Here is a 20,040-nt window from a genome sequence, read left to right on the forward strand (position 1 = left end):
ACCTCTGTAAGTCGCACTATAGTAAGTTTCGAGTCGCACAATAGCGTACACTTGTACGCCGAACAAGTCCGATCAGACATTTTCTGCGGAAATTTGCACCGATGGACTCACATCGTTAAGATCGTGCCACTGCCTGTCAGACGAGTAACTTACGTGAAACAAAACGCTATACAACCCGCCAACCTCGAATTCAACGCTGAGGGTACACCTGTTTCCCGAGATTTTGATGACGTCTATTTTTCTAATGATAACGGACTTGAAGAAACCCGCTATGTTTTCCTCGACGGAAACCAGCTCAGCGCCCGCTTCCCGGCGCACCCGCGCAGCCTGTTTGTGGTCGCGGAGAGCGGATTTGGAACCGGGCTGAACTTTTTAACCCTCTGGCAGGCGTTCGATCGGTTTCACGCTGCACACCCTGAGGCTACGCTACAAAGATTACATTTCATCAGTTTCGAAAAATTCCCGCTCACCGCGCATGACCTGCGGCTTGCCCATCAGCGCTGGCCGGAGCTAGCAGCGTGGGCAGAGCAGCTCCAGGCACAGTGGCCGCCACACATCGGCGGCTGTCATCGCCTGATTCTGGACGGCGGACGCGTCACGCTGGACCTCTGGCTGGGCGATATTAACGACCTGACCGATACGCTCGACGACGCGATGAATCAGAAGGTGGACGCATGGTTCCTGGACGGCTTTGCGCCCGCCAAAAACCCGGACATGTGGAGCCAGCACCTGTTTAGCGCGATGGCGCGACTGGCTCGCCCGGGCGCAACGCTCGCCACCTTTACCTCGGCAGGCTTTGTCCGCCGCGGGCTGCAGGAGGCGGGCTTTACCATGCAGAAAACCAAAGGCTTTGGCCGCAAGCGCGACATGCTGGTCGGCAGGATGGAGCGCACGCTGGACATCCCCGCCAGCGCCCCCTGGTTTGCACGCGGTGCCAGCGCCTCGCGTGAGGTGGCGATAGTCGGCGGGGGGATCGCCAGCGCCCTGCTCTCTCTCGCGCTTCTCCACCGTGGCTGGCAGGTCACGCTCTACTGCGCTGACGACGCGCCAGCTCACGGCGCGTCCGGCAACCGCCAGGGGGCGCTCTATCCGCTTTTAAGCGCGCACGACCCGGCGCTGTTCCAGTTTTTCCCGGCGGCGTTTACCTTCGCCCGTCGCCTGTATGACGCTCTGCCGGTAGCGTTCGACCATGACTGGTGCGGCGTCACGCAGCTCGGCTGGGATGAAAAGAGCCAGCAAAAAATTACGCAGATGCTCTCACTGGGTCTGCCTGAAGAGATTGCCCGCGCGGTAAGTGCGCAAGAGGTGGCAGACACCGCTGGCGTGGAAACCGGCTGCGGCGGTATTCAGTATCCTCTCGGCGGCTGGCTGTGCCCGGCCGAGCTGACCGCTGCGGTCATTGCCCTCGCGCAGTCGCGCGGGCTGACGGTGCAGTATGCCCACAGGGTGGAATCGCTGCGCCGGACGGAACGCTGGCATCTGCGATTTGCCAATGGCAAAGAGGCGCACCATGCCAGCGTTGTTCTGGCCAACGGGCACCACATCAGCGAGTTTATCCAGACAGAAGCGTTGCCGGTTTATCCTGTCGGCGGCCAGGTGAGCCATATCCCGACCGCGCCTGCGCTCGGCCAATTGCGCCAGGTGCTGTGCTATGACGGCTATCTGACGCCGCAAAATCCGTCTAACGGCCATCACTGCATCGGGGCCAGCTATCATCGCGGCGAAACGGAAATGCGCTACAGCGAGGCGGATCAGGTGCAAAACCGTCAGCGTCTGATTGACTGTTTCCCGAATGCGGGGTGGGCAAAAGAGGTGGACGTCAGCAAGGGTGATGCGCGCTGCGGCGTGCGCTGTGCCACCCGCGATCATCTGCCGATGGCGGGAAACGTGCCGGACTACGAAGCCACGCTTGAGGCCTATCAGGCTCTGGCTGAACATAAGGAGACGGCGGTGGCCGCGCCGGTGTATCCGGAGCTGTTTATGCTGGGCGGGCTGGGTTCTCGCGGCCTGTGCTCTGCGCCGCTGCTGGCTGAAGTGTTAGCCGCGCAAATGAGCGACGAGCCGATTCCGCTGGACAGGGTTACGCTTGCGGGACTGAATCCGAATCGATTGTGGGTGCGGAAACTGCTGAAGGGTAAGAAGGTTAAGTAGGGTGCGATCAAATCCCCTCACCCTAACCCTCTCCCCAAAGGGGAGAGGGAAGAGAAGGCGGCTTAGCGTTTAGCCTGCTGGAACAGGTTGTCCCACATGCCCAGCACCAGTGACTGGTCGCGCGGAGAGAGCTCCCCGGCCAGAATGGCTTTCTCCAGGCTGCGAGTCACTTCATCGTGAACGGCCTCGGCAGAGTGATCGTCACCAGCCTCCAGCTCGGCTACGGCAAGCGTCAGGTGACCACGCAGATAACCGCTGGCGAACAGCTCATCATCACTGGCGTGTTCCACCATGTCATCAATTAACGCCAGAATGCGTGATTCAAATTCTGCGATCATCTTCTTTCCTCTGTTAAAGATCTTCCGGCCATGGGAAGCATTCCGCCGTCATCTTCGGCGTGTGGTAATAATTCTGTAAAGCCTCGATCAGGCGCGCCGGACGTTCCGGGATGCCTTTCTCAAGATATTCCATCACCTGCGCGTGAACGCGGCGCTGGAAAACGATACGGTCCGGCTCGAAGTCGCCTTCAAGGTTGTCGCAGCTCACGTTGAACGGGAAGCCCGCCGCGACGCAGAACAGCCACTCCAGCGCCTGCGGTTTCACTTCCACATCTTCAAACTGTCCCTGCGTGGCGGCGTCTCGTCCGTCCGGGCAGTACCAGTAGCCGAAGTCCACCAGTTCGCGACGTGCTTTGCCCGCGATGCACCAGTGAGAAATCTCGTGAAGGCCGCTGGCGTAAAAACCGTGCGCAAAGACGATGCGGTTATACGGAACCTCGGCATCAGCAGGAAGATAGATCGGTTCGTCGTCGCCTTTAATCAGACGGGTATTAAAATCATCAGCAAAACAGCCGTCAAAGATCTCAATCAGCTGTTCGTATTTATGCGTACTGTTCATTAGTTCATCCCCAACCAGGTGAGGATCTCCTGTCCATGGCTGTCATAAAGCAGTTTGGCGCTCATTACCGCCGAGACGATAACGATCATCGGGCGAATCAGCTTTTGTCCTTTGCTTAATACCAGACGCGAGCCCGCGCGCGCCCCGAGAAACTGCCCTGCCATCATCACAAAGCCGGTTGCCCAGATGACCTTGCCGCCAATGATAAACAGCAGCAGGCCGCCGACGTTTGATGTCGCGTTGAGCACTTTGGCATGGGCGGTGGATTTGGCGAGGTTAAACCCGGCCAGCGTCACAAACGCCAGCGCGTAAAACGAGCCTGCGCCCGGGCCGAAGAAACCGTCGTAAAAACCGACGCAGCCACCGGCAATCAGGGCAAACGGCAAACCGTGGAGACGACGCTGACGGTCCTCTTCACCGAGTTTTGGCATCAGCAAGAAGTAAAGACCGATGCAGATAACCAGAATCGGCAGGATCTGGCGCAAAATATCGGACTGCACGTGCTGAACCAGCAGCGCGCCCGACGTTGAGCCGATAAAGGTCATCAGGATATTGAGCTTCTGATCGGCCAGGCTCACCACCTTGCGGCGGATAAAATAGAGCGATGCGGAGAGCGAGCCGCCGCAGGCCTGAAGCTTATTGGTGGCAAGCGCCTGAGCCGGGCTCATGCCCGCCGCCAGCAGCGCGGGTACGGTTAATAATCCGCCGCCGCCCGCGAGCGCATCGATAAAGCCGGCCAGCATAGCCACAAAGAACAGCACCACCAGCAGCAGCGGTGACACCATAAACAGATCGACAAAATTATCCATTAAAGTACATGCTCATCCAGTAGCGCCTGGCAGGAAGGCGGCAGCGGAGGCGGTGTCTTCTTCTCAGGCTTAGAGGCTCCAGGTTTTGCCGGTTCAAACCAGCTTTGCAGTTCCGCACCGCAGCCATCGCCTGGCGGAGGTGACGGCTGATCTTCACACTCGAGGCTGTTCGCCGGGCAGCGCAGACGAACGTGCATATGCGCACGATGCTGGAACCACGGGCGCACTTTGCGCAGCCAGTCGCGATCGGTTCCGGCATCCAGGCAGAGCTGCTGCTTAATGGCCGGGTTGACGAAAATCCGCGTGACGTCGTTATCTTCTGCCGCGAGCTTGATCATGCTGGATACATCCCGCGTCCAGAGTGAAGGCACAACGCGCTTACCGTCGCTCGCCACCAGATCCAGCGCCTGCGGCTTCAGCAGCTGGGCTGAGGTCCAGCGTGCTTTCGGCAGCTGCAGGAAGATATCCACGTCCAGCCCGGTCTGATGGCTGGCGTGACCGCCGTTGAAGCGTCCGCCGGCAGGCATTCCCATATCGCCAATCAGCATCGTGCCCAGCCCCAGGTTATGCACCTGATTTCCCAGACGCTGGATGAACAGCACCAGATCCGGGTGGCCGAAATAGCGTCGCTGATCGGTACGCATCACCTGGTAGGTATCAGACTGCAGAGGCAGCTCCTGAGCACCGACGATACATCCGTTGGAAAAGGCGCCAATGGACTGCGCGCTCCCTGCTACCGGGTGGGTGATTTTTTGCCATGGCGTCGCGGCCAGACTGGCTCCACTGGCGAGCAGCGCCAGCAGAGCAATTGCGGTTTTTTTCATGTTTACCAGCGTGGAATGGTGGTCGTCACATCCGCATTCTGCGCGCGCTGGCGCAGGAAGTGATCCATCAGCACGATCGCCAGCATCGCTTCGGCGATCGGCACCGCGCGGATCCCCACGCACGGATCGTGACGTCCTTTGGTGATCATCTCTACTTCTTCGCCATCGCGGTTAATCGTGTGGCCCGGCACGGTAATGCTGGAGGTTGGCTTCAGTGCGATGTTGGCTACAATCTGCTGCCCGCTGCTGATACCGCCCAGAATGCCGCCCGCGTGGTTACTCTGGAAACCTGCTTTCGTGATTTCGTCGCGGTTCTGGCTGCCGCGAAGCTTAACCACGTCAAAACCGTCGCCAATCTCTACGCCCTTCACCGCGTTGATGCTCATCAGCGCGTGGGCGATGTCGGCGTCGAGACGGTCAAATACCGGCTCGCCCCAGCCAGCCGGGACGCCGTCGGCCACCACGGTCACTTTCGCGCCAATGGAGTCGCCCTCTTTTTTCAGGCCGCGCATCAGCTCATCCAGCGCTTCAAGCTTGTCCGCATCGGCGCAGAAGAACGGGTTTTGTTCTACCTGATCCCAGTCTTTGATCGCCAGCGGAATGTCGCCCATCTGGGTCAGACAGCCGCGGATAACGATGCCAAATTTCTGCTGCAGATATTTTTTCGCAATCGCCCCTGCCGCCACGCGCATCGCGGTTTCACGCGCCGATGAACGTCCGCCACCGCGATAGTCGCGGAAGCCGTACTTTTGTTCGTAGGTGTAGTCAGCGTGGCCCGGACGGAAGACGTCTTTGATGGCGCCGTAGTCCTGAGAGCGCTGATCGGTGTTTTCGATAAGCAAACCAATGCTGGTGCCTGTGGTGCGGCCCTCGAAAACGCCGGAGAGAATTTTGACCTGGTCCGGCTCGCGACGCTGCGTGGTGTAGCGAGAGGTACCCGGACGACGACGGTCAAGGTCGTGCTGTAAATCTGCTTCGGTCAGTTCAATGCCCGGCGGTACGCCATCAACGATACAGCCCAGTGCCAGCCCGTGCGACTCACCAAACGTGGTCACCCGGAATACCTGTCCAATACTGTTTCCTGCCATCACGGCTCCGATGTAGTTGTTTGTGTTTGAGCGTTGTGAAACGGGCCGAAGCCCGCTGGATTAATCTTTATAGATGCTGAAGTGTTCGCGCGCGTCGAGCAGCTGCGCTTTGGTCAGCATAAAGACGCCGTCACCGCCGTTGTCGAACTCAAGCCAGGTGAACGGCACATCCGGGTACTGCTCTATCAGATGTACCATGCTGTTGCCCACTTCACAAATCAGAACGCCGTCATCGGTCAGATAATCCGGCGCGCAGGCCAGGATGCGGCGGGTCAGCTTCAGGCCGTCAGAGCCTGACGCCAGACCCAGCTCCGGCTCGTGACGATATTCGTTCGGCAGATCGGACATGTCTTCCGCATCAACGTACGGCGGGTTGGTGACGATCAGATCGTACTGCAGCGTCGGCAGGTCGCGGAACAGGTCAGAGCGAATTGGCGTAACGTGATGGATCAGGCCGTGCTCTTCAATGTTGTGCTCGGTCACCGCCAGCGCGTCGGTGGAGATATCTACGGCGTCCACTTCCGCTTCCGGGAAGGCGTAAGCGCAGGCAATGGCAATGCATCCGCTGCCGGTACACATATCCAGAATGTGCTGCGGCTGATGGCCGATCAGGCCTTCAAAGTGATTGTTGATCAGTTCACCAATCGGCGAGCGCGGCACCAGCACGCGTTCATCGACATAGAACTCGTGGCCACAGAACCAGGCTTTGTTGGTCAGGTAGGCGACCGGGATGCGCTCGTTCACGCGGCGGATCACGCGCTCAACGATACGGTGCTTTTCGCTGGAGGTCAGGCGCGCGGTGCGCATGTCTTCCGGAATATCCAGCGGCAGATAGAGAGACGGCAGCACCAGCTGCACGGCCTCATCCCATGGGTTATCGGTACCGTGACCGTACCAGATATTGGCGGCGCTGAAGCGGCTAACCGACCAGCGCAACATGTCCTGTATGGTATGCAGCTCGTTTACTGCTTCATCGACAAATATTTTATCCACTCTTTCCTCCAGGGCATGCTCGCATAATTTTCGGCGGCTAGTTTGCCATGAAGACGGCGATAAATCAGCAATGACGCGTCGCGCTTGAGGTTAAAAAATGCGTTTAGTCGGGTACACTATCGGAAATACGAGATGAGAATGACGAATGAAAAAGAAAACATCGCTCACTGAGGAGGATCAGGCGCTCTTCCGACAGCTGATGACCGGGACGCGTAAAATCGCGCAGGACACCATTGTCCATCGCCCGCAGCGTAAAAAAATCAGCGAAGTACCGGTTAAACGGCTGCTGCAGGAGCAGGCCGATAACAGCCACTTTTTTTCAGATGAATTTCAGCCGCTGCTGAACACGCAAGGGGCTGTAAAGTATGTACGCGAAGACGTCAGCCATTTTGAGCTGAAAAAATTACGTCGCGGGGATTATTCGCCAGAGCTGTTTCTCGATCTGCACGGGTTAACGCAGATGCAGGCCAAACAGGAGCTGGGTGCATTGATCGCGGCCTGTCGCCGTGAACATGTTTTTTGCGCCTGCGTGATGCACGGCCACGGTAAACATATCCTCAAGCAACAGACACCGCTGTGGCTGGCTCAGCATCCACACGTAATGGCTTTCCATCAGGCACCCAAAGAGTACGGCGGAGATGCCGCATTACTGGTGTTGATAGAAGTGGAAGAGTGGCAGCCGCCAGAATTACCCTGACAGGACGGTGGGGGCAGATTGTGCTCCCCCGCCCTAACGCACGTCACGTCAGATGGCTTTTGCCATCTTCAGATTGCACGGACTCATCTGCCAGTTGAAGACACCTTTGCCCGTTTCGTCCAGAGAAACATTAGCAATGGCGGATGTCGTGAACATCGGTGGGGTTTCGCCCGGGCAGAGCTCAGATACCAGATAGCCAACCAGTGGCAGGTGGGAAATGACCAGCGCGGAAGCGACACCTTCATTGCACAGCGCCTGAAGATAAGCGCTGACAAGGCCTACATCGCCACAGGGGGTGAGTTCAGGGAGAACATCTACACTGGCCGGCAGGTTCATACACTCCCCCACCGCATCCAGCGTCTGTTCTGCACGCAGGAACGGACTCACCAGAACGCGTTCGATGTCCACTTTTTGACCGTTAAGCCAGGTCGCCATCAGACGAGATTCGTCGCAGCCACAGACGGTCAAAGGACGTACTGAGTCACTGGCGGCATCGAGTGCCGCGTCGCCGTGACGCATGATAAAAACTTGCATATTGCACCGCTTTTGTTAACCAGAATCACCGGCGTTAACTACCCGCGATAAATACTGAGAGGTAGAAAACCCGATGGCCGGGCATTGTGCCTGATCCATTCGGTGAATGAAACGCTGTTTTTTACCTCATTGGCGTAAGTATAGTCAATCTCTGTTTACAAAATCGCCAGAACAGGTTCATTCACTTCAGGATTTACCCTTCTTTGACCTCAGCTTACGAGGACAGTTTCCCTTGCGGGCCAAAATGTCTGGCCCCGTTCCGCCATCTGCAATAATTCGTCACACGGTGTAAACCGTGGACCATATTGCGAAGCCAGACGTTGCAGTATTGCAACCACTTCATCCGCGCCGAGCGTATCCATGTAACGGAACGGGCCGCCAAGGAACGGCGGGAAACCAATACCAAATACCGCGCCGATGTCACCATCGCGCGCGCTCTTGATCACCTGCTCACCAAAGCAGCGCGCCGCCTCATTGAGCATCATCATCACGCAGCGTTCAGCACACTGAACGGCGGACAGTTTTCCCTGACCGGTGGTCGAAATAAGCCCATAAACCGAAGGGTCGACCTGTTTTCTGCTTTTACGCCCTTTCGCGCCGTAAAGATAGAAACCACGTTCATTTTTTCTCCCTTTGCGATCGTCCTTCAAAATTGCAGAAACAATGTTTGCAGGTGGGCTAAAACGATCGCCATAGGCAGCTTCCAGCACTGGTATAATTTTAGTGCCGGTGTCTATTCCCACCTCATCCAAAAGTTGGATTGGGCCAACGGGGAAACCAAACTTTACCAGCGCCTCGTCGACGTGCTCAATTTTCTCGCCTTCCGTCAGCAGCCGCATGGCTTCATTTATGTAGGGGGCCAGAATGCGGTTGACGTAAAAGCCGGCTTTGTCCGCCACCACGATCGGCGTCTTGCCCTGCATTTTAGCCAGCTTCACTACGGTGGCGATGGTTTGCGGGCTGGTCGTGGCATGTGGGATCACCTCCACCAGCGGCATTTTTTCGACCGGGCTAAAGAAGTGCAGGCCTATCACCTGCTCCGGACGCGCGGCTTTCGCCGCGATATCGCCAATCGGTAATGACGACGTGTTTGAGGCAAAAATGGTATGCGGGGCGCAATGTTGCTCAACGTCAGCGACCATCTGCTGCTTAAGCGCCAGGTCTTCAAACACGGCCTCAATCACCAGATCGCGATGGGCAAAGCCGCTGTAGTCCGTCGTGCCGGAGATTAGCGCCAGGGTCTTATCCCGCTCGCTAGCTCTGATATGGCGGCGTTTTACCTTTTGATCAAGGTTCTGCCAGCTGTACTGCAGCGCGTGGTTGATCCCCTTAGGATTAATGTCTTTGATACGTACAGGCAATTTACCTTTGCTGGCGGTAACAAATGAGATGCCCCCGCCCATAAGCCCACCACCCAGCACGCCAATGGCACGCAGCGGAGCAGGCTGCGCCTCGCTACCGGGATCTTTTTTCACGTCTGTACTGGCGAAGAAGATGCTGCGCAGCGCCTGCGACTGCGGCGTCATCGCCAGTTCGCCAAAGGCTTTGGCCTCAGCGGCGTAGCCGCTGCTGCTTCCCTGGGACAGCCCGGTTTCAATAACCTCCAGGATCCGCTTTGCCGCCGGGTAGTTGCCTTTGGTTTTTTGTTCGGTCTTTTTGCCCACCATGTTGAACAGCAGCGTTCTCCCCAGTGGCCCGGCCAGCACGCGCTCGCGGACCGGCAAAGGACGTTTTGCCTGACGTCCCTTCAGCGCAAGCTCAACGGCAGCCTCCAGCAAAATGGAATGCGGTACGACGTCATCGACCAGACCGGCCTTTAGCGCCTGGCGGGCACGCAGCTGTTTACCGGTTAAGATCATCTCCAGCGCCGTGCTGACGCCCACCAGGCGCGGCAGACGTTGCGTTCCGCCGGAGCCAGGCAGCAGGCCAAGCTGCACTTCAGGCAGGCCTAAAACGGTTTTCGCATCGTCAGTACAGATGCGGCTATGACAGGCCAGCGCCAGCTCCAGCCCACCGCCCAGACAGGCACCGTGGATGGCTGCGATGACCGGGATCGGCAGACCATTAATCTCCGCCATCACCTGCTGGCCCTGACGCGCCAGCTCTTCCGCCTCCAGCGCGCTTTGCGCCCGGGCGATCATGTTGATATCGGCCCCGGCAATAAAGTTGTCCGGCTTGGCAGAGATAAACACCAGGCCGCGAATAGCCTTGTTTTCGCGGATCTGCTTTAGCATCGCGCGCACCTGAACACCAAACTCGGCCTTCAGGGTATTCATCTTTTCATCAGGGACATCAATGGTTATCACGGCGACGTTATCGAGGCGAACCGTTAGGTTAAATGCAGATGTCATGTCCATTATTCAGCCTCCAGAACCATTGCTGCACCCAGCCCACCCGCCGCGCAGGCGGTGACGAGACCAAAACCGCCGCCACGGCGGCGTAGCTCGTGTAATGTTTGCGTGATCATCCTCGCCCCCGTCGCCGCGAACGGATGACCGTAGGCGATGGAGCCCCCCAGCACGTTGAATTTACTCTGATCCACTTCGCCCGTGGCATGCGCGCGGCCAAGCACGTCGCGCGCAAAACGCTCGCTTGCCAGCAGCTGTACGTTGGCCAGGGTTTGCGCGGCGAACGCTTCGTGCATATCAATCAGGGTTAAATCAGCCAGCGTCAGTCCCGCGCGATCCAGCGCCAGCGGCGTGGACCAGGCAGGCCCTAACAGCATGTCCTGCCAGACATCAATGGCGGTGAAGGCATAGCTGCGTAAATAGCCCAGAGGGGTGATGCCCAGCTCTTTCGCGCGGGATTCGGTCATCAGGATCACGGCGGCGGCCCCATCCGTCAGTGGCGTACTGTTAGCCGCCGTTACCGTACCGTGCTTGCGGTCAAACGCTGGGCGCAGTTTTGCGTAATCCGCCAGCGTCGAGTTGCCGCGAATGTTGTTATCTTCCGCGAGCGGTTCGCGGTAAGGGGGAATATAGGCGGTCATGACCTCGTCGGTCAGCTTGCCTTCCGACCAGGCTTTTACCGCAAGCTGATGTGAACGATGCGCCAGGGCATCCTGCTGTTCGCGGGTGATGCCGTACGTTTTGGCCATCTGCTCAGCGGTATCTCCCATGCGCAGGCCGGTAGAGTATTCCGCGACGGCAGGTGGCACAGGCATCAGGTCGCGCAGGCGTAAACGCGAGAAGAGTTTGAGTTTCTGCCCCGTCGTGCGGGCTTTGTTGGCATCCACCAGGATGCGCGCCAGCTTTTTGCTGACGCCAATAGGCAGTACCGAAGAGGAATCCGCCCCACCTGCAATCCCGGCGCGGATAGTACCCGCCATCAGGCTTTCTGCGACGTTAGCAACGGCCTGGAAACTGGTCGCACAGGCGCGACTGACGCTATAGGCATCGGTATGAACGTTCATTCCGGTACCGAGAACGATTTCCCGCGCAATATTGGGCGCTTCCGGCATCTGCACAACCTGGCCGAAAACCAGCTGTTCGATGACTTCAGGCGGAATTTCGCTGCGAGCCAGCATCTCTCCCACTACCATTTTCCCGAGGTCGACGGCCGGTATGCCATGAAACGCCGTTGCCTGACGCGCAAATGGCGTGCGCAATCCGCTGACGATGGCAATGCGATCGCCCTGACGGGTAATAAGCGGTAATGCCTGACTCATAACACTCCCCTGTAAAAAATTAACTCAAACATAAAGTGGTCTGACCTGATAATAGTCTTAACCATTTTTTTACATTCAGCCAATCGGGGAAACGAAAAAGTGCGAGCTAAAACACAGAGAAGAAAAAGAAAAATGCCCCGAGGTAAAAGCAAAACGGTAACCCATAGGTTACCGTTTTTAGTGTTTGCACCCTCTCCCGTGGGAGAGGGCTGGGGGTGAGGGCATCAGGCCGCAGAGATTAACGCAGGCCTAACTGGAAAATCAGCGTTTCGGCTTCGCAGGCGAAGACAAAATCGATGTCCAGCTTCACGCCGCCATCCACTTCGGTGAAGGTAGACTTGATTTCGCACGGATCGGATTCAACATCACGCGCGCGCTTACTCAGCGCAGCCAGGGTCTCTTCCGCTTCGGCACGGTTGGTGAATACGCGGCTGTAAGAGGCGGTGCAATCGGTGTTGTCCATGATGGTCCCAACATCCATACAGCAGCAAACCGGGGTTTCATCAGCACTGCATTTACTCATAGCTCAATTTCCTCTGTATTCGCGCAGCGCGCGAGATAAACACGATGCTGATATTTTACGCCCCGGCGCTGGCTCTCTCCAGCCGTTAATGGCGTAAAAGCGGATAAGTGACCAATATCACACTAAAAAATGATCTAAAACAAAAACCACCCTTTTGGGTGAGTCGCGATGGTCACAATTTTGCCAACCAGATCTCGTTTCAAGAAACATGTTTGAAAATATTAATAAACAAACTTGCAACATTCTAGCTGGTCAGACCTATACTCACGCCACTGGTCTGATTTGTATGTCATACCTCAGACCCTACACTTCGCGCTCCTGTTACGGTATGTAACAATTATTGAATAAAAATAACTCAATGAGGTTATGGTCATGAGCCAGAAAACCCTGTTCAACAAAACTGCGCTGGCAGTCGCAGTGGCAATCGTCTCTACTTCCGCCTGGTCAGCGGGCTTTCAGTTAAACGAATTTTCTTCCTCTGGCCTTGGCCGTGCATATTCCGGGGAAGGTGCGATTGCGGATGACGCGGGTAACGCGAGTCGTAACCCTGCGCTGATCATGATGTTCGATCGTCCTACCTTCTCTGCTGGTGCTATTTTTGTCGATCCAGGCGTTGATATTTCAGGTCGTTCTCCGACGGGCGCCAGCCTGAATGCGGACAACATCGCGCCAACGGCATGGGTGCCAAACCTGCACTTCGTTGCACCTATTAACGACCAGTTTGGCTGGGGTGCCTCCGTCACCTCTAACTACGGTTTAGCGACCGAGTTTAGTGATAACTATGCCGCTGGGGCGTTTGGCGGTAAAACCGACCTGGAAACCCTGAACCTGAACCTGAGCGGTGCTTACCGTCTGGACAACCACTGGAGCTTTGGCGTTGGCTTTGACGCCGTGTATGCCAAAGCGAAGATCGAGCGTTACGCGGGCGACCTGGGCAAAATCGTGGCGGGATCGGGCGCGCTGCCCCCCCCACTGGCGCAGCAAGTGGCGGGCATTCCGGCAGACACTCAGATTGCCTATCTGAAGGGTGACGAGTGGGGCTTTGGCTGGAACGCCGGTATCCTGTACGAACTCGATAAGAACAACCGTTACGGCTTTACCTACCGTTCGGAAGTTAAAATCGATTTTGATGGCGACTATAAGAGCAGCTTGCCTTCTGCCTATAACCAGATCCTCGGCAACTTCGGTCTGCCGATGGGCACCAACGGCAGTACCACCGGCGGCTCTCTGAGCCTGCACCTGCCGGAAATGTGGGAACTGTCAGGTTATAACAAAGTGGCACCGCAGTGGGCAATTCACTATAGCCTGACCTACACCAGCTGGAGTCAGTTCCAGGAGCTGAAAGCGACCAACAGCAAGGGCGACACGCTCTTCTATAAAGATGAAAGCTTCCGCGACGCTTACCGCATCGCGCTGGGGACCACCTACTACATGGATGACAACTGGACGTTCCGTACCGGTATTGCCTTCGATGACAGCCCGGTACCTGCCGACAAGCGTTCCATCTCTATTCCGGATCAGGACCGCTTCTGGCTGAGCGCAGGTGCGACCTATGCCTTCAACAAAGATGCCTCGGTTGATGCCGGTATCTCTTATATGCACGGTCAAAAAGTTAACTTCAAGGAAGGTCCGTATGAGTTCTCTTCCGAAGGTAAAGCCTGGCTGTATGGTATGAACTTCAACTACGCGTTCTAATCGCGCAGGGATTAAAAAAGGTGAGCATTGCTCACCTTTTTTATTTACTCCGAATCGATATCTTTTAGTTCGTTTTCGATAGCCTTCGCGTTCGGGTTGTCTTCCGGCTTCAGCTTACCGCCGTTAGCGATAAAGTCATGATTCTGGAAGTACGCTTCACGCACCATAATGTACGGATCTGAAGACTGACGCAGCAGGCCATCAGAGTCGAGCAGCTGCGCGCGGGTTTCAATCCCTTCTACCGTCCATTTACCAATCGACAGCGGCCAGGTCAGCCATGACAGCACAGGATAAAGCGTATCCACCATATCGCCGCCATCATCACGCACGGTGAAACTGCCATAGAACGGCAGATGCACATACGGACCATAACCTACACCGTAATGTCCCAGCGTGCTGCCGAAACGGTGCGGCTGTTCACGCTGCAGTTTCGGGTTAGCCATGCCGGCGACATCGATAAAGCCACCCATCCCTAATATGGAGTTCAGGAAGAAGCGGGTAAAGTGCACCATCCCCTGATACGGGTCACCCTGCAGGAAGTAGTTCACCATGACCGCAGGCTCTTCGAGGTTGCTGGTAAAGTTACTTAATCCGTTACGCGCAGGTTGGGGAACATAATCACGCCATGCTACAGCCACCGGGCGAACCACATACGGGTCCAGCACGTTGTAGTTGAAGCTATACATTGAGCGGTTAAATCCTTCGAGAGGATCGGAGCGTCCCGTTTGCTCCCCGGAGCTGGCGCAGCCCACAAGCATCGTCGCGCCCAGCGCAAGCGCCGACAGCCGAAGTTTCATAAATATCTCCCTGTTCAGTATGGCTATCGTTGATTGCCATCCGTAACGGAGCCGTGACGCTCCGTCTGTAAACGTGCAAGTGATTGTAACAGCACGTTTACCGATGTCTATGAGCACAATTACGGGCAGTAACCACCGTGACTCTGATCTCAGCATAGCCTGGCTTTTGGAATTCGTTTCGCTGGCAATTTTATAATGTCTTTGAAAGAGATGTATCACCTTTGTTGTCATTGCCGCCAATTTAAGACCATCCCCACAGGCATCCCGATAAAAGCCGCTACGCTTAACAGAAAGATCAACCTCGGGAGCAGATATGAAAGAAGTGAGCGAAGAAAAAATTGGCGAGAGCAATGAGGAGCTTGAGATTGAAAGCGAGGAGAAAGCGCGCGGCGAGAAGATAGAAATTGATGAAGACCGCCTCCCTTCCCGCGCGATGGCCATCCACGAGCATATACGCCAGGATGGCGAAAAAGAGATGGAGCGCGATGCCATGGCCCTCTTCTGGTCAGCTATCGCGGCAGGTCTGTCAATGGGCGCATCTCTGCTCGCAAAAGGGATATTTCATGTTCAGCTGGAAGGCGTGCCCGGTGGTTTTTTACTGGAGAACCTCGGCTACACCTTTGGCTTTGTGATTGTCATCATGGCCCGCCAGCAGCTGTTTACCGAAAACACGGTGACGGCCGTTTTGCCGGTGATGCAAAACCCTACCCTCGGCAATTTCGGTTTACTGATGCGTCTGTGGAGCGTGGTCCTGCTGGGTAATATCATCGGCACGGGCATCGCGGCCTGGGCATTTGAATACATGCCGATTTTTGATGAACCCACCCGGGACGCGTTTGTGAAAATTGGCATGGACGTGATGAAAAACACGCCGCTAGAAATGTTCTCAAATGCCATCATCTCCGGCTGGATTATCGCCACCATGGTCTGGATGTTCCCTTCAGCCGGTAGCGCCAAAATAGTGGTGATCATCCTGATGACCTGGCTGATTGCGCTCGCCGACACCACGCACATTGTGGTCGGTACCGTGGAGATCCTCTATCTGGTCTTTAACGGTACGCTTCACTGGAGCGATTTCTTCTGGCCGTTCGCCCTGCCGACGCTTGCGGGAAACATCTGCGGCGGAACGTTTATCTTCGCGCTGTTAAGCCATGCTCAAATCCGTAACGACATGTCTAACAAACGCAAAGCTGAACAAAAGGCACGGGAAAATGATGATAAATCGACAAAAAAATCGACCTGAATGGTGACTCTTTGAGCAGTCAGGCGGCAATGCGCTTAACGCAAAGTGTAAATAAGGCTATACTCGTGCCGCCTCGTCCCCTTAGTTAAATGGATATAACGAGCCCCTCCTAAGGGCTAGTTGCAGGTTCGATTCCTGCAGGGGACACCATACTCAGTCGGTCTTTTCAGCACAGCGATAAACCGGCACGCGTCGGGTCGTTCCGGTCAGATTCTCAAATACCTCTGTTTCAGCCGTTGTAATCCTCATGCCCGCTTTTCTCAAGCGCGACACCTCGGCCGCAATTCGTTGGATGCCAAACCAGAAAAGCGCGTCCAGCGCGGTCACTTCCAGCCCATTCAGCAGGGCACGCTTCAGGCGTTCAGCGGGAGGCTTAATCTCTTTCGCAATCTGCAAAAAAGGTTCCGCAGTTTGACTGACTGACCCCAGTCTGCGTATACGGGTGGAGAGACGGTATTGAAAATGTTCAGGAACATCGCTCAGATCGGTTTTCACACTCCAGACGCAACCGAAGCGTTTGCCGTTAAAAATGACATTCTTCTGGCTAAGCTGCAGCTCATTGCGAAGCCCGGCTATTAACTGGGGCGTGCGCACGAGCAGCAGGCGGAAAGGCAGCTCAAAGCTGGTCACGTAATCGACATTGAGCAGGGCAATACGTAAGCGCTCCTCGGCCCCGGCTTTACTCTCCCGGCACTCGCTCAAAACATCACTCCACTGCTTTGTGAGGCGGGAAGATTCATTCACTTCCGTAAAACTGTACTTTTCAATCTGATAATCGATTCGCTCAGTCACCCGGGGTTTTCCTGTCAGCCACGTGTTAGCCATAAAAGAGACTTTATCAGTACCGATTGTAATGCTCCATAGATGACGCGAAACAACGTTGAAATCTATAACAACCGTAAAATCAAACACCTCCCGAACTGCCGCTTTTTTAATCAAAAACGAGTAATAGCACATATCGTATAACGGTGCTACATTATGCCGCCCACCCAATGTCAGCTATGGCCAGGTAACGCCGTAAAGATCGGTAAAGCCTGCAACCATGACCTTGTACTACGGTCTAATAGGCACGTGGTATCGCATTAAGCGTTACTTTCACCGGCTCTACATAGGTTTCTCTATTTTGTCTCAATCCAATTTCAAACGCGCATTTTTGCATCCGCGTTACTGGTTTACATGGTTTGGCCTTGGCTTACTGTGGCTGCTGGTACAGCTTCCTTATCCGGTGATCCGCTTACTGGGTTCAAGACTCGGCAGCATATCCCGCTATTTCCTGAAACGTCGCGAATCCATCGCGCGTAAAAATCTTGAGCTTTGCTTTCCTCAATACAATGCCGAGGAGCGCGAGAAGCTCATCGCTGAAAACTTCAAATCTATCGGCATGGCGCTGCTGGAAACCGGCATGGCCTGGTTCTGGCCGGATGAGCGTGTCCGCAAGTGGTTTGATGTGGAAGGCCTGGATAACCTTAAACGCGCGCAGATGCAAAATCGCGGCGTGATGGTCGTCGGCGTTCACTTTATGTCGCTGGAACTGGGTGGCCGCGTGATGGGTCTGTGTCAGCCAATGATGGCCACCTACCGCCCTCACAACAGTGCGCTGATGGAGTGGGTTCAGACCCGTGGCCGCATGCGTTCCAATAAGGCGATGATCAGCCGTAATAACCTGCGCGGTATGGTCGGTGCCCTGAAGAAAGGTGAGGCCGTCTGGTTTGCACCCGATCAGGATTATGGACGTAAGGGCAGCAGCTTTGCACCGTTCTTCGCGGTTAAAGACGTTGCGACGACCAACGGCACCTTTGTTATTTCGCGTCTGTCGGGCGCTTCCATGCTGACCGTGACGATGGTGAGAAAAGCGGATAAATCAGGCTATCGTCTGCACATCTCCCCTGAAATGGCTAACTATCCGGAAAACGAGTGCGAAGCCGCAGCGTTTATCAACAAAGTCATCGAAACTGAAATCATGCGTGCGCCGGAGCAGTATCTCTGGATGCATCGTCGTTTCAAAACGCGCCCCCTCGGCGAAGCCTCGCTCTATATTTAAGCGCTTTATGAAGGTTAGTTTCGCTAAGAAACTAACCTTTTCAATCACCTGCCATCCTGCTGCAAAATCGTCTTTCTGTGCGTCGCTCAAAGTGAATTTATTGCGTTGCGAAATCAAACTGTCGCCGTTCCACGACAGTCGTAAGTAACGGAAATTATTTAAAAAAATCCCTCTTGTCACCCCCCATTTTTAGGCGTACATTAGCGCCGTCTGGCATCAGGAAAGCACAGAATTCTGAGCTGGAGTCGGCGGCGTAACGGGAAAATTCTCATTTCCGTTTTGACCGGATTTCAGTTCTCTATACTCAGGTGGACTCTGTTTTTAAATGCGTACCAGCAAGATACGCGGAGCGATGAAACGTGAAATATTTCTTTATGGGCATTTCGGTGATTGTTTTAGTCTGGGCCGGAACCTTTGCCCTGATGATCTAGTGAAGAACATGCTGTCAAAAAAACAGGAGCCATCGGCTCCTGTTTTTTTATGTCATGACGACGCGGGGGTTTCAGCGACGCTCTTTGAGGAGAGCATCCCATCGGCCCGGAACATACTCTTGATGCCCCTCACCGCCTGACGAATACGGTCGCTATTTTCAATCAGGGCAAATCGCACATGGGTGTCGCCGTAATCACCAAAGCCAATGCCCGGTGACACACACACCTTTGCGTCCTGGAGCAGTTTTTTGGCAAACTCCAGGGACCCCATCGCCGCGTACGGCTCAGGAATTTTAGCCCAGACGTACATGGACGCTTTCGGCATTTCTACCATCCAGCCCGCTTCATGTAGCCCTTTTACCAGCACGTCGCGGCGGCGCTTATACTGGGCAGCAATCTCGTGAACACACTGCTGATCGCCCTCCAGAGCAGCGATAGCGGCGACCTGGAGCGGCGTGAAGGTGCCGTAGTCGTGGTAACTCTTAATACGCGCCAGTGCACTCACCAGCGTTTTGTTACCCACCATAAAGCCAATACGCCAGCCCGCCATGTTGTAGCTTTTCGACAGGGTAAAGAACTCTACCGCCACGTCACGCGCGCCCGGGACCTGCATAATCGACGGAGCCTTCCAGCCGTCATAGACGATGTCAGCATAGGCCAGATCGTGAACCACCAGCACGTCATAACGCTTCGCCAGCGCGACCACTTTCTCGAAGAAATCGAGCTCCACGCACTGGGCCGTTGGGTTCGACGGGAAACCGAGGATCATCATCTTGGGTTTCGGATAACTTTCGCGAATCGCGCGTTCCAGCTCGTTAAAGAAATCGACACCTTCCACCAGCGGCACGGAACGGACCTGCGCCCCGGCAATGACCGCGCCGTAGATATGAATTGGATAGCTTGGGTTAGGGACCAGAACCGTGTCGCCATGGTCCAGCGTGGCCAGCATCAGGTGTGCCAGCCCCTCTTTCGAGCCGATGGTAACAATGGCTTCACTTTCAGGATCGATATCAACCTGATAGCGATCCTGATACCAGCGCGAGATCGCGCGACGTAACCTGGGAATACCGCGAGACGTTGAGTAGCCATGGGTATCCGGGCGCTGGGCAACCGTGCAGAGTTTCTCAACAATGTGCGGTGGCGTTGGGCCGTCAGGGTTACCCATACTAAAGTCGATAATATCTTCGCCGCGCCGACGCGCAGCCATCTTCAGCTCAGCGGTGATGTTGAAAACGTAAGGGGGGAGACGATCGATACGCGTAAAACGGCGTTCAGGACTGAATTCAGCCATAGATTCCTCAGATTAACGTTAGCGCCCGGACCGTCCGAGCGACGCTGCCACTGATGTGGCGTGTTTAGAAAATAACCTGAAAAAAATCATGCTGTCGAGAGGGAAATGAAAAAAAAAGCGCTCGCAAGAAAACCGGAACCCGGCTGCGCCTAAAAGCGGAAGCCTTTGTTTGAAGAACGCCTGTCTGGTAGCGGTTATTTAACATGATGATATCAAAACAGTTACCACATGCCGAGCCGACGATAAAAAACCGGGACGCGTCAATCCCCGGCAGATTATCCCCTTTGTAAATTATGGTTTTTCCCCATTTGATAAACCTGACGGATAGCTGGTCAATACGCGCCAGGTTTTTTATCATG

General features: G+C 55.4%; 20 protein-coding genes and 1 tRNA gene. 7 read left to right on the forward strand and 14 right to left on the reverse strand.

Translation table 11 applies throughout. The features are described 5' to 3' along the window. The first annotated feature begins 153 nt into the window (after positions 1-153). Positions 154-2,151 (forward strand): bifunctional tRNA (5-methylaminomethyl-2-thiouridine)(34)-methyltransferase MnmD/FAD-dependent 5-carboxymethylaminomethyl-2-thiouridine(34) oxidoreductase MnmC, encoded by a 1,998-nt coding sequence (gene mnmC, locus M2433_RS12085; RefSeq protein WP_429054169.1) that lies wholly within the window; start codon positions 154-156, stop codon positions 2,149-2,151. A 62-nt stretch (positions 2,152-2,213) separates the two neighbouring features. Here the strand turns inward: mnmC and M2433_RS12090 are convergent, their stop codons facing one another. The 6 genes from M2433_RS12090 to prmB are packed head-to-tail and all read right to left on the reverse strand — an operon-like array spanning position 2,214 to position 6,762. Then, a complete protein-coding gene (locus M2433_RS12090; RefSeq protein WP_371183207.1) occupies positions 2,214-2,489 on the reverse strand; it encodes a YfcL family protein in 276 nt (91 codons plus the stop codon). A gap of 13 nt (positions 2,490-2,502) precedes the next feature. Further along, positions 2,503-3,048 carry an elongation factor P hydroxylase gene (locus tag M2433_RS12095; RefSeq protein WP_059312866.1) on the reverse strand — a complete coding sequence of 182 codons (546 nt, stop codon included), beginning with the start codon at positions 3,046-3,048 and terminating at the stop codon, positions 2,503-2,505. Further along, positions 3,048-3,857, reverse strand: coding sequence for a sulfite exporter TauE/SafE family protein (locus tag M2433_RS12100; protein ID WP_047346651.1), 810 nt, complete (start codon positions 3,855-3,857; stop codon positions 3,048-3,050). The genes M2433_RS12095 and M2433_RS12100 overlap by 1 nt, the downstream gene beginning before the upstream one ends. Next, on the reverse strand, positions 3,857-4,681 hold the full coding sequence (gene mepA, locus M2433_RS12105; protein ID WP_429054166.1) for a penicillin-insensitive murein endopeptidase: 825 nt from the start codon (positions 4,679-4,681) through the stop codon (positions 3,857-3,859). Before mepA ends, M2433_RS12100 begins: the two co-directional genes overlap by 1 nt. A 2-nt stretch (positions 4,682-4,683) precedes the next feature. Further along, positions 4,684-5,769, reverse strand: coding sequence for a chorismate synthase (aroC, locus tag M2433_RS12110; RefSeq protein ID WP_429054165.1), 1,086 nt, complete (start codon positions 5,767-5,769; stop codon positions 4,684-4,686). Between the two features lie 60 nt (positions 5,770-5,829). Then, a complete protein-coding gene (gene prmB / locus M2433_RS12115) occupies positions 5,830-6,762 on the reverse strand; it encodes a 50S ribosomal protein L3 N(5)-glutamine methyltransferase (protein WP_008502612.1) in 933 nt (310 codons plus the stop codon). A 145-nt stretch (positions 6,763-6,907) separates the two neighbouring features. Here prmB and smrB point away from each other — a divergent pair, with 145 nt between their 5' ends. Beyond that, complete coding sequence (gene smrB / locus M2433_RS12120) at positions 6,908-7,459, forward strand: endonuclease SmrB (RefSeq protein ID WP_429054164.1); 552 nt, start codon at positions 6,908-6,910, stop codon at positions 7,457-7,459. A 48-nt stretch (positions 7,460-7,507) separates the two neighbouring features. Here the strand turns inward: smrB and sixA are convergent, their stop codons facing one another. From sixA to M2433_RS12140, 4 genes are all read right to left on the reverse strand, one after another. After that, positions 7,508-7,993 carry a phosphohistidine phosphatase SixA gene (gene sixA / locus M2433_RS12125; RefSeq protein WP_429054163.1) on the reverse strand — a complete coding sequence of 162 codons (486 nt, stop codon included), beginning with the start codon at positions 7,991-7,993 and terminating at the stop codon, positions 7,508-7,510. Between the two features lie 209 nt (positions 7,994-8,202). Beyond that, a complete protein-coding gene (fadJ, locus tag M2433_RS12130; protein ID WP_429054161.1) occupies positions 8,203-10,350 on the reverse strand; it encodes a fatty acid oxidation complex subunit alpha FadJ in 2,148 nt (715 codons plus the stop codon). Further along, positions 10,350-11,660: an acetyl-CoA C-acyltransferase FadI gene (fadI, locus tag M2433_RS12135; RefSeq protein ID WP_429054159.1), complete on the reverse strand. Its 1,311-nt coding sequence runs from the start codon at positions 11,658-11,660 to the stop codon at positions 10,350-10,352. The genes fadJ and fadI overlap by 1 nt, the downstream gene beginning before the upstream one ends. 238 nt (positions 11,661-11,898) lie before the next feature. Then, positions 11,899-12,183: a YfcZ/YiiS family protein gene (locus tag M2433_RS12140; protein ID WP_028013973.1), complete on the reverse strand. Its 285-nt coding sequence runs from the start codon at positions 12,181-12,183 to the stop codon at positions 11,899-11,901. Positions 12,184-12,555: 372 nt separating this feature from the next. Here M2433_RS12140 and fadL point away from each other — a divergent pair, with 372 nt between their 5' ends. Continuing rightward, positions 12,556-13,878: a long-chain fatty acid transporter FadL gene (fadL, locus tag M2433_RS12145; protein WP_047346657.1), complete on the forward strand. Its 1,323-nt coding sequence runs from the start codon at positions 12,556-12,558 to the stop codon at positions 13,876-13,878. 44 nt (positions 13,879-13,922) lie between these two features. On the opposite strand, the gene mlaA is transcribed toward fadL, so the two are convergent. Next, entirely contained in the window at positions 13,923-14,675 is a 753-nt protein-coding gene (gene mlaA, locus M2433_RS12150; protein WP_429054156.1) for a phospholipid-binding lipoprotein MlaA, read from the reverse strand. 313 nt (positions 14,676-14,988) lie between these two features. Here mlaA and M2433_RS12155 point away from each other — a divergent pair, with 313 nt between their 5' ends. After that, a complete protein-coding gene (locus tag M2433_RS12155; protein ID WP_047346659.1) occupies positions 14,989-15,918 on the forward strand; it encodes a formate/nitrite transporter family protein in 930 nt (309 codons plus the stop codon). 75 nt (positions 15,919-15,993) lie between these two features. After that, positions 15,994-16,068: transfer RNA gene (locus tag M2433_RS12160), tRNA-Arg, on the forward strand. Between the two features lie 3 nt (positions 16,069-16,071). Here M2433_RS12160 and M2433_RS12165 read toward each other — a convergent pair. Further along, positions 16,072-16,710 carry a helix-turn-helix domain-containing protein gene (locus M2433_RS12165; RefSeq protein WP_429054664.1) on the reverse strand — a complete coding sequence of 213 codons (639 nt, stop codon included), beginning with the start codon at positions 16,708-16,710 and terminating at the stop codon, positions 16,072-16,074. A 328-nt stretch (positions 16,711-17,038) separates the two neighbouring features. Here M2433_RS12165 and lpxP point away from each other — a divergent pair, with 328 nt between their 5' ends. Both lpxP and ypdK read left to right on the forward strand, forming a co-directional pair. Next, positions 17,039-17,959 carry a kdo(2)-lipid IV(A) palmitoleoyltransferase gene (gene lpxP, locus M2433_RS12170; protein ID WP_429054662.1) on the forward strand — a complete coding sequence of 307 codons (921 nt, stop codon included), beginning with the start codon at positions 17,039-17,041 and terminating at the stop codon, positions 17,957-17,959. 359 nt (positions 17,960-18,318) lie between these two features. After that, positions 18,319-18,390, forward strand: coding sequence for a membrane protein YpdK (gene ypdK / locus M2433_RS12175; RefSeq protein ID WP_099458937.1), 72 nt, complete (start codon positions 18,319-18,321; stop codon positions 18,388-18,390). Positions 18,391-18,442: 52 nt separating this feature from the next. On the opposite strand, the gene alaC is transcribed toward ypdK, so the two are convergent. Then, entirely contained in the window at positions 18,443-19,681 is a 1,239-nt protein-coding gene (gene alaC / locus M2433_RS12180) for an alanine transaminase (RefSeq protein ID WP_429054153.1), read from the reverse strand. Between the two features lie 64 nt (positions 19,682-19,745). Further along, entirely contained in the window at positions 19,746-20,039 is a 294-nt protein-coding gene (locus tag M2433_RS12185) for a hypothetical protein (RefSeq protein ID WP_429054150.1), read from the reverse strand. Between the last annotated feature and the right edge of the window lies 1 nt (position 20,040).

This window comes from Enterobacter sp. AC1 (genome assembly GCF_050434705.1).
GTDB classification, from domain to species: Bacteria; Pseudomonadota; Gammaproteobacteria; order Enterobacterales; family Enterobacteriaceae; genus Enterobacter; species Enterobacter cloacae_L.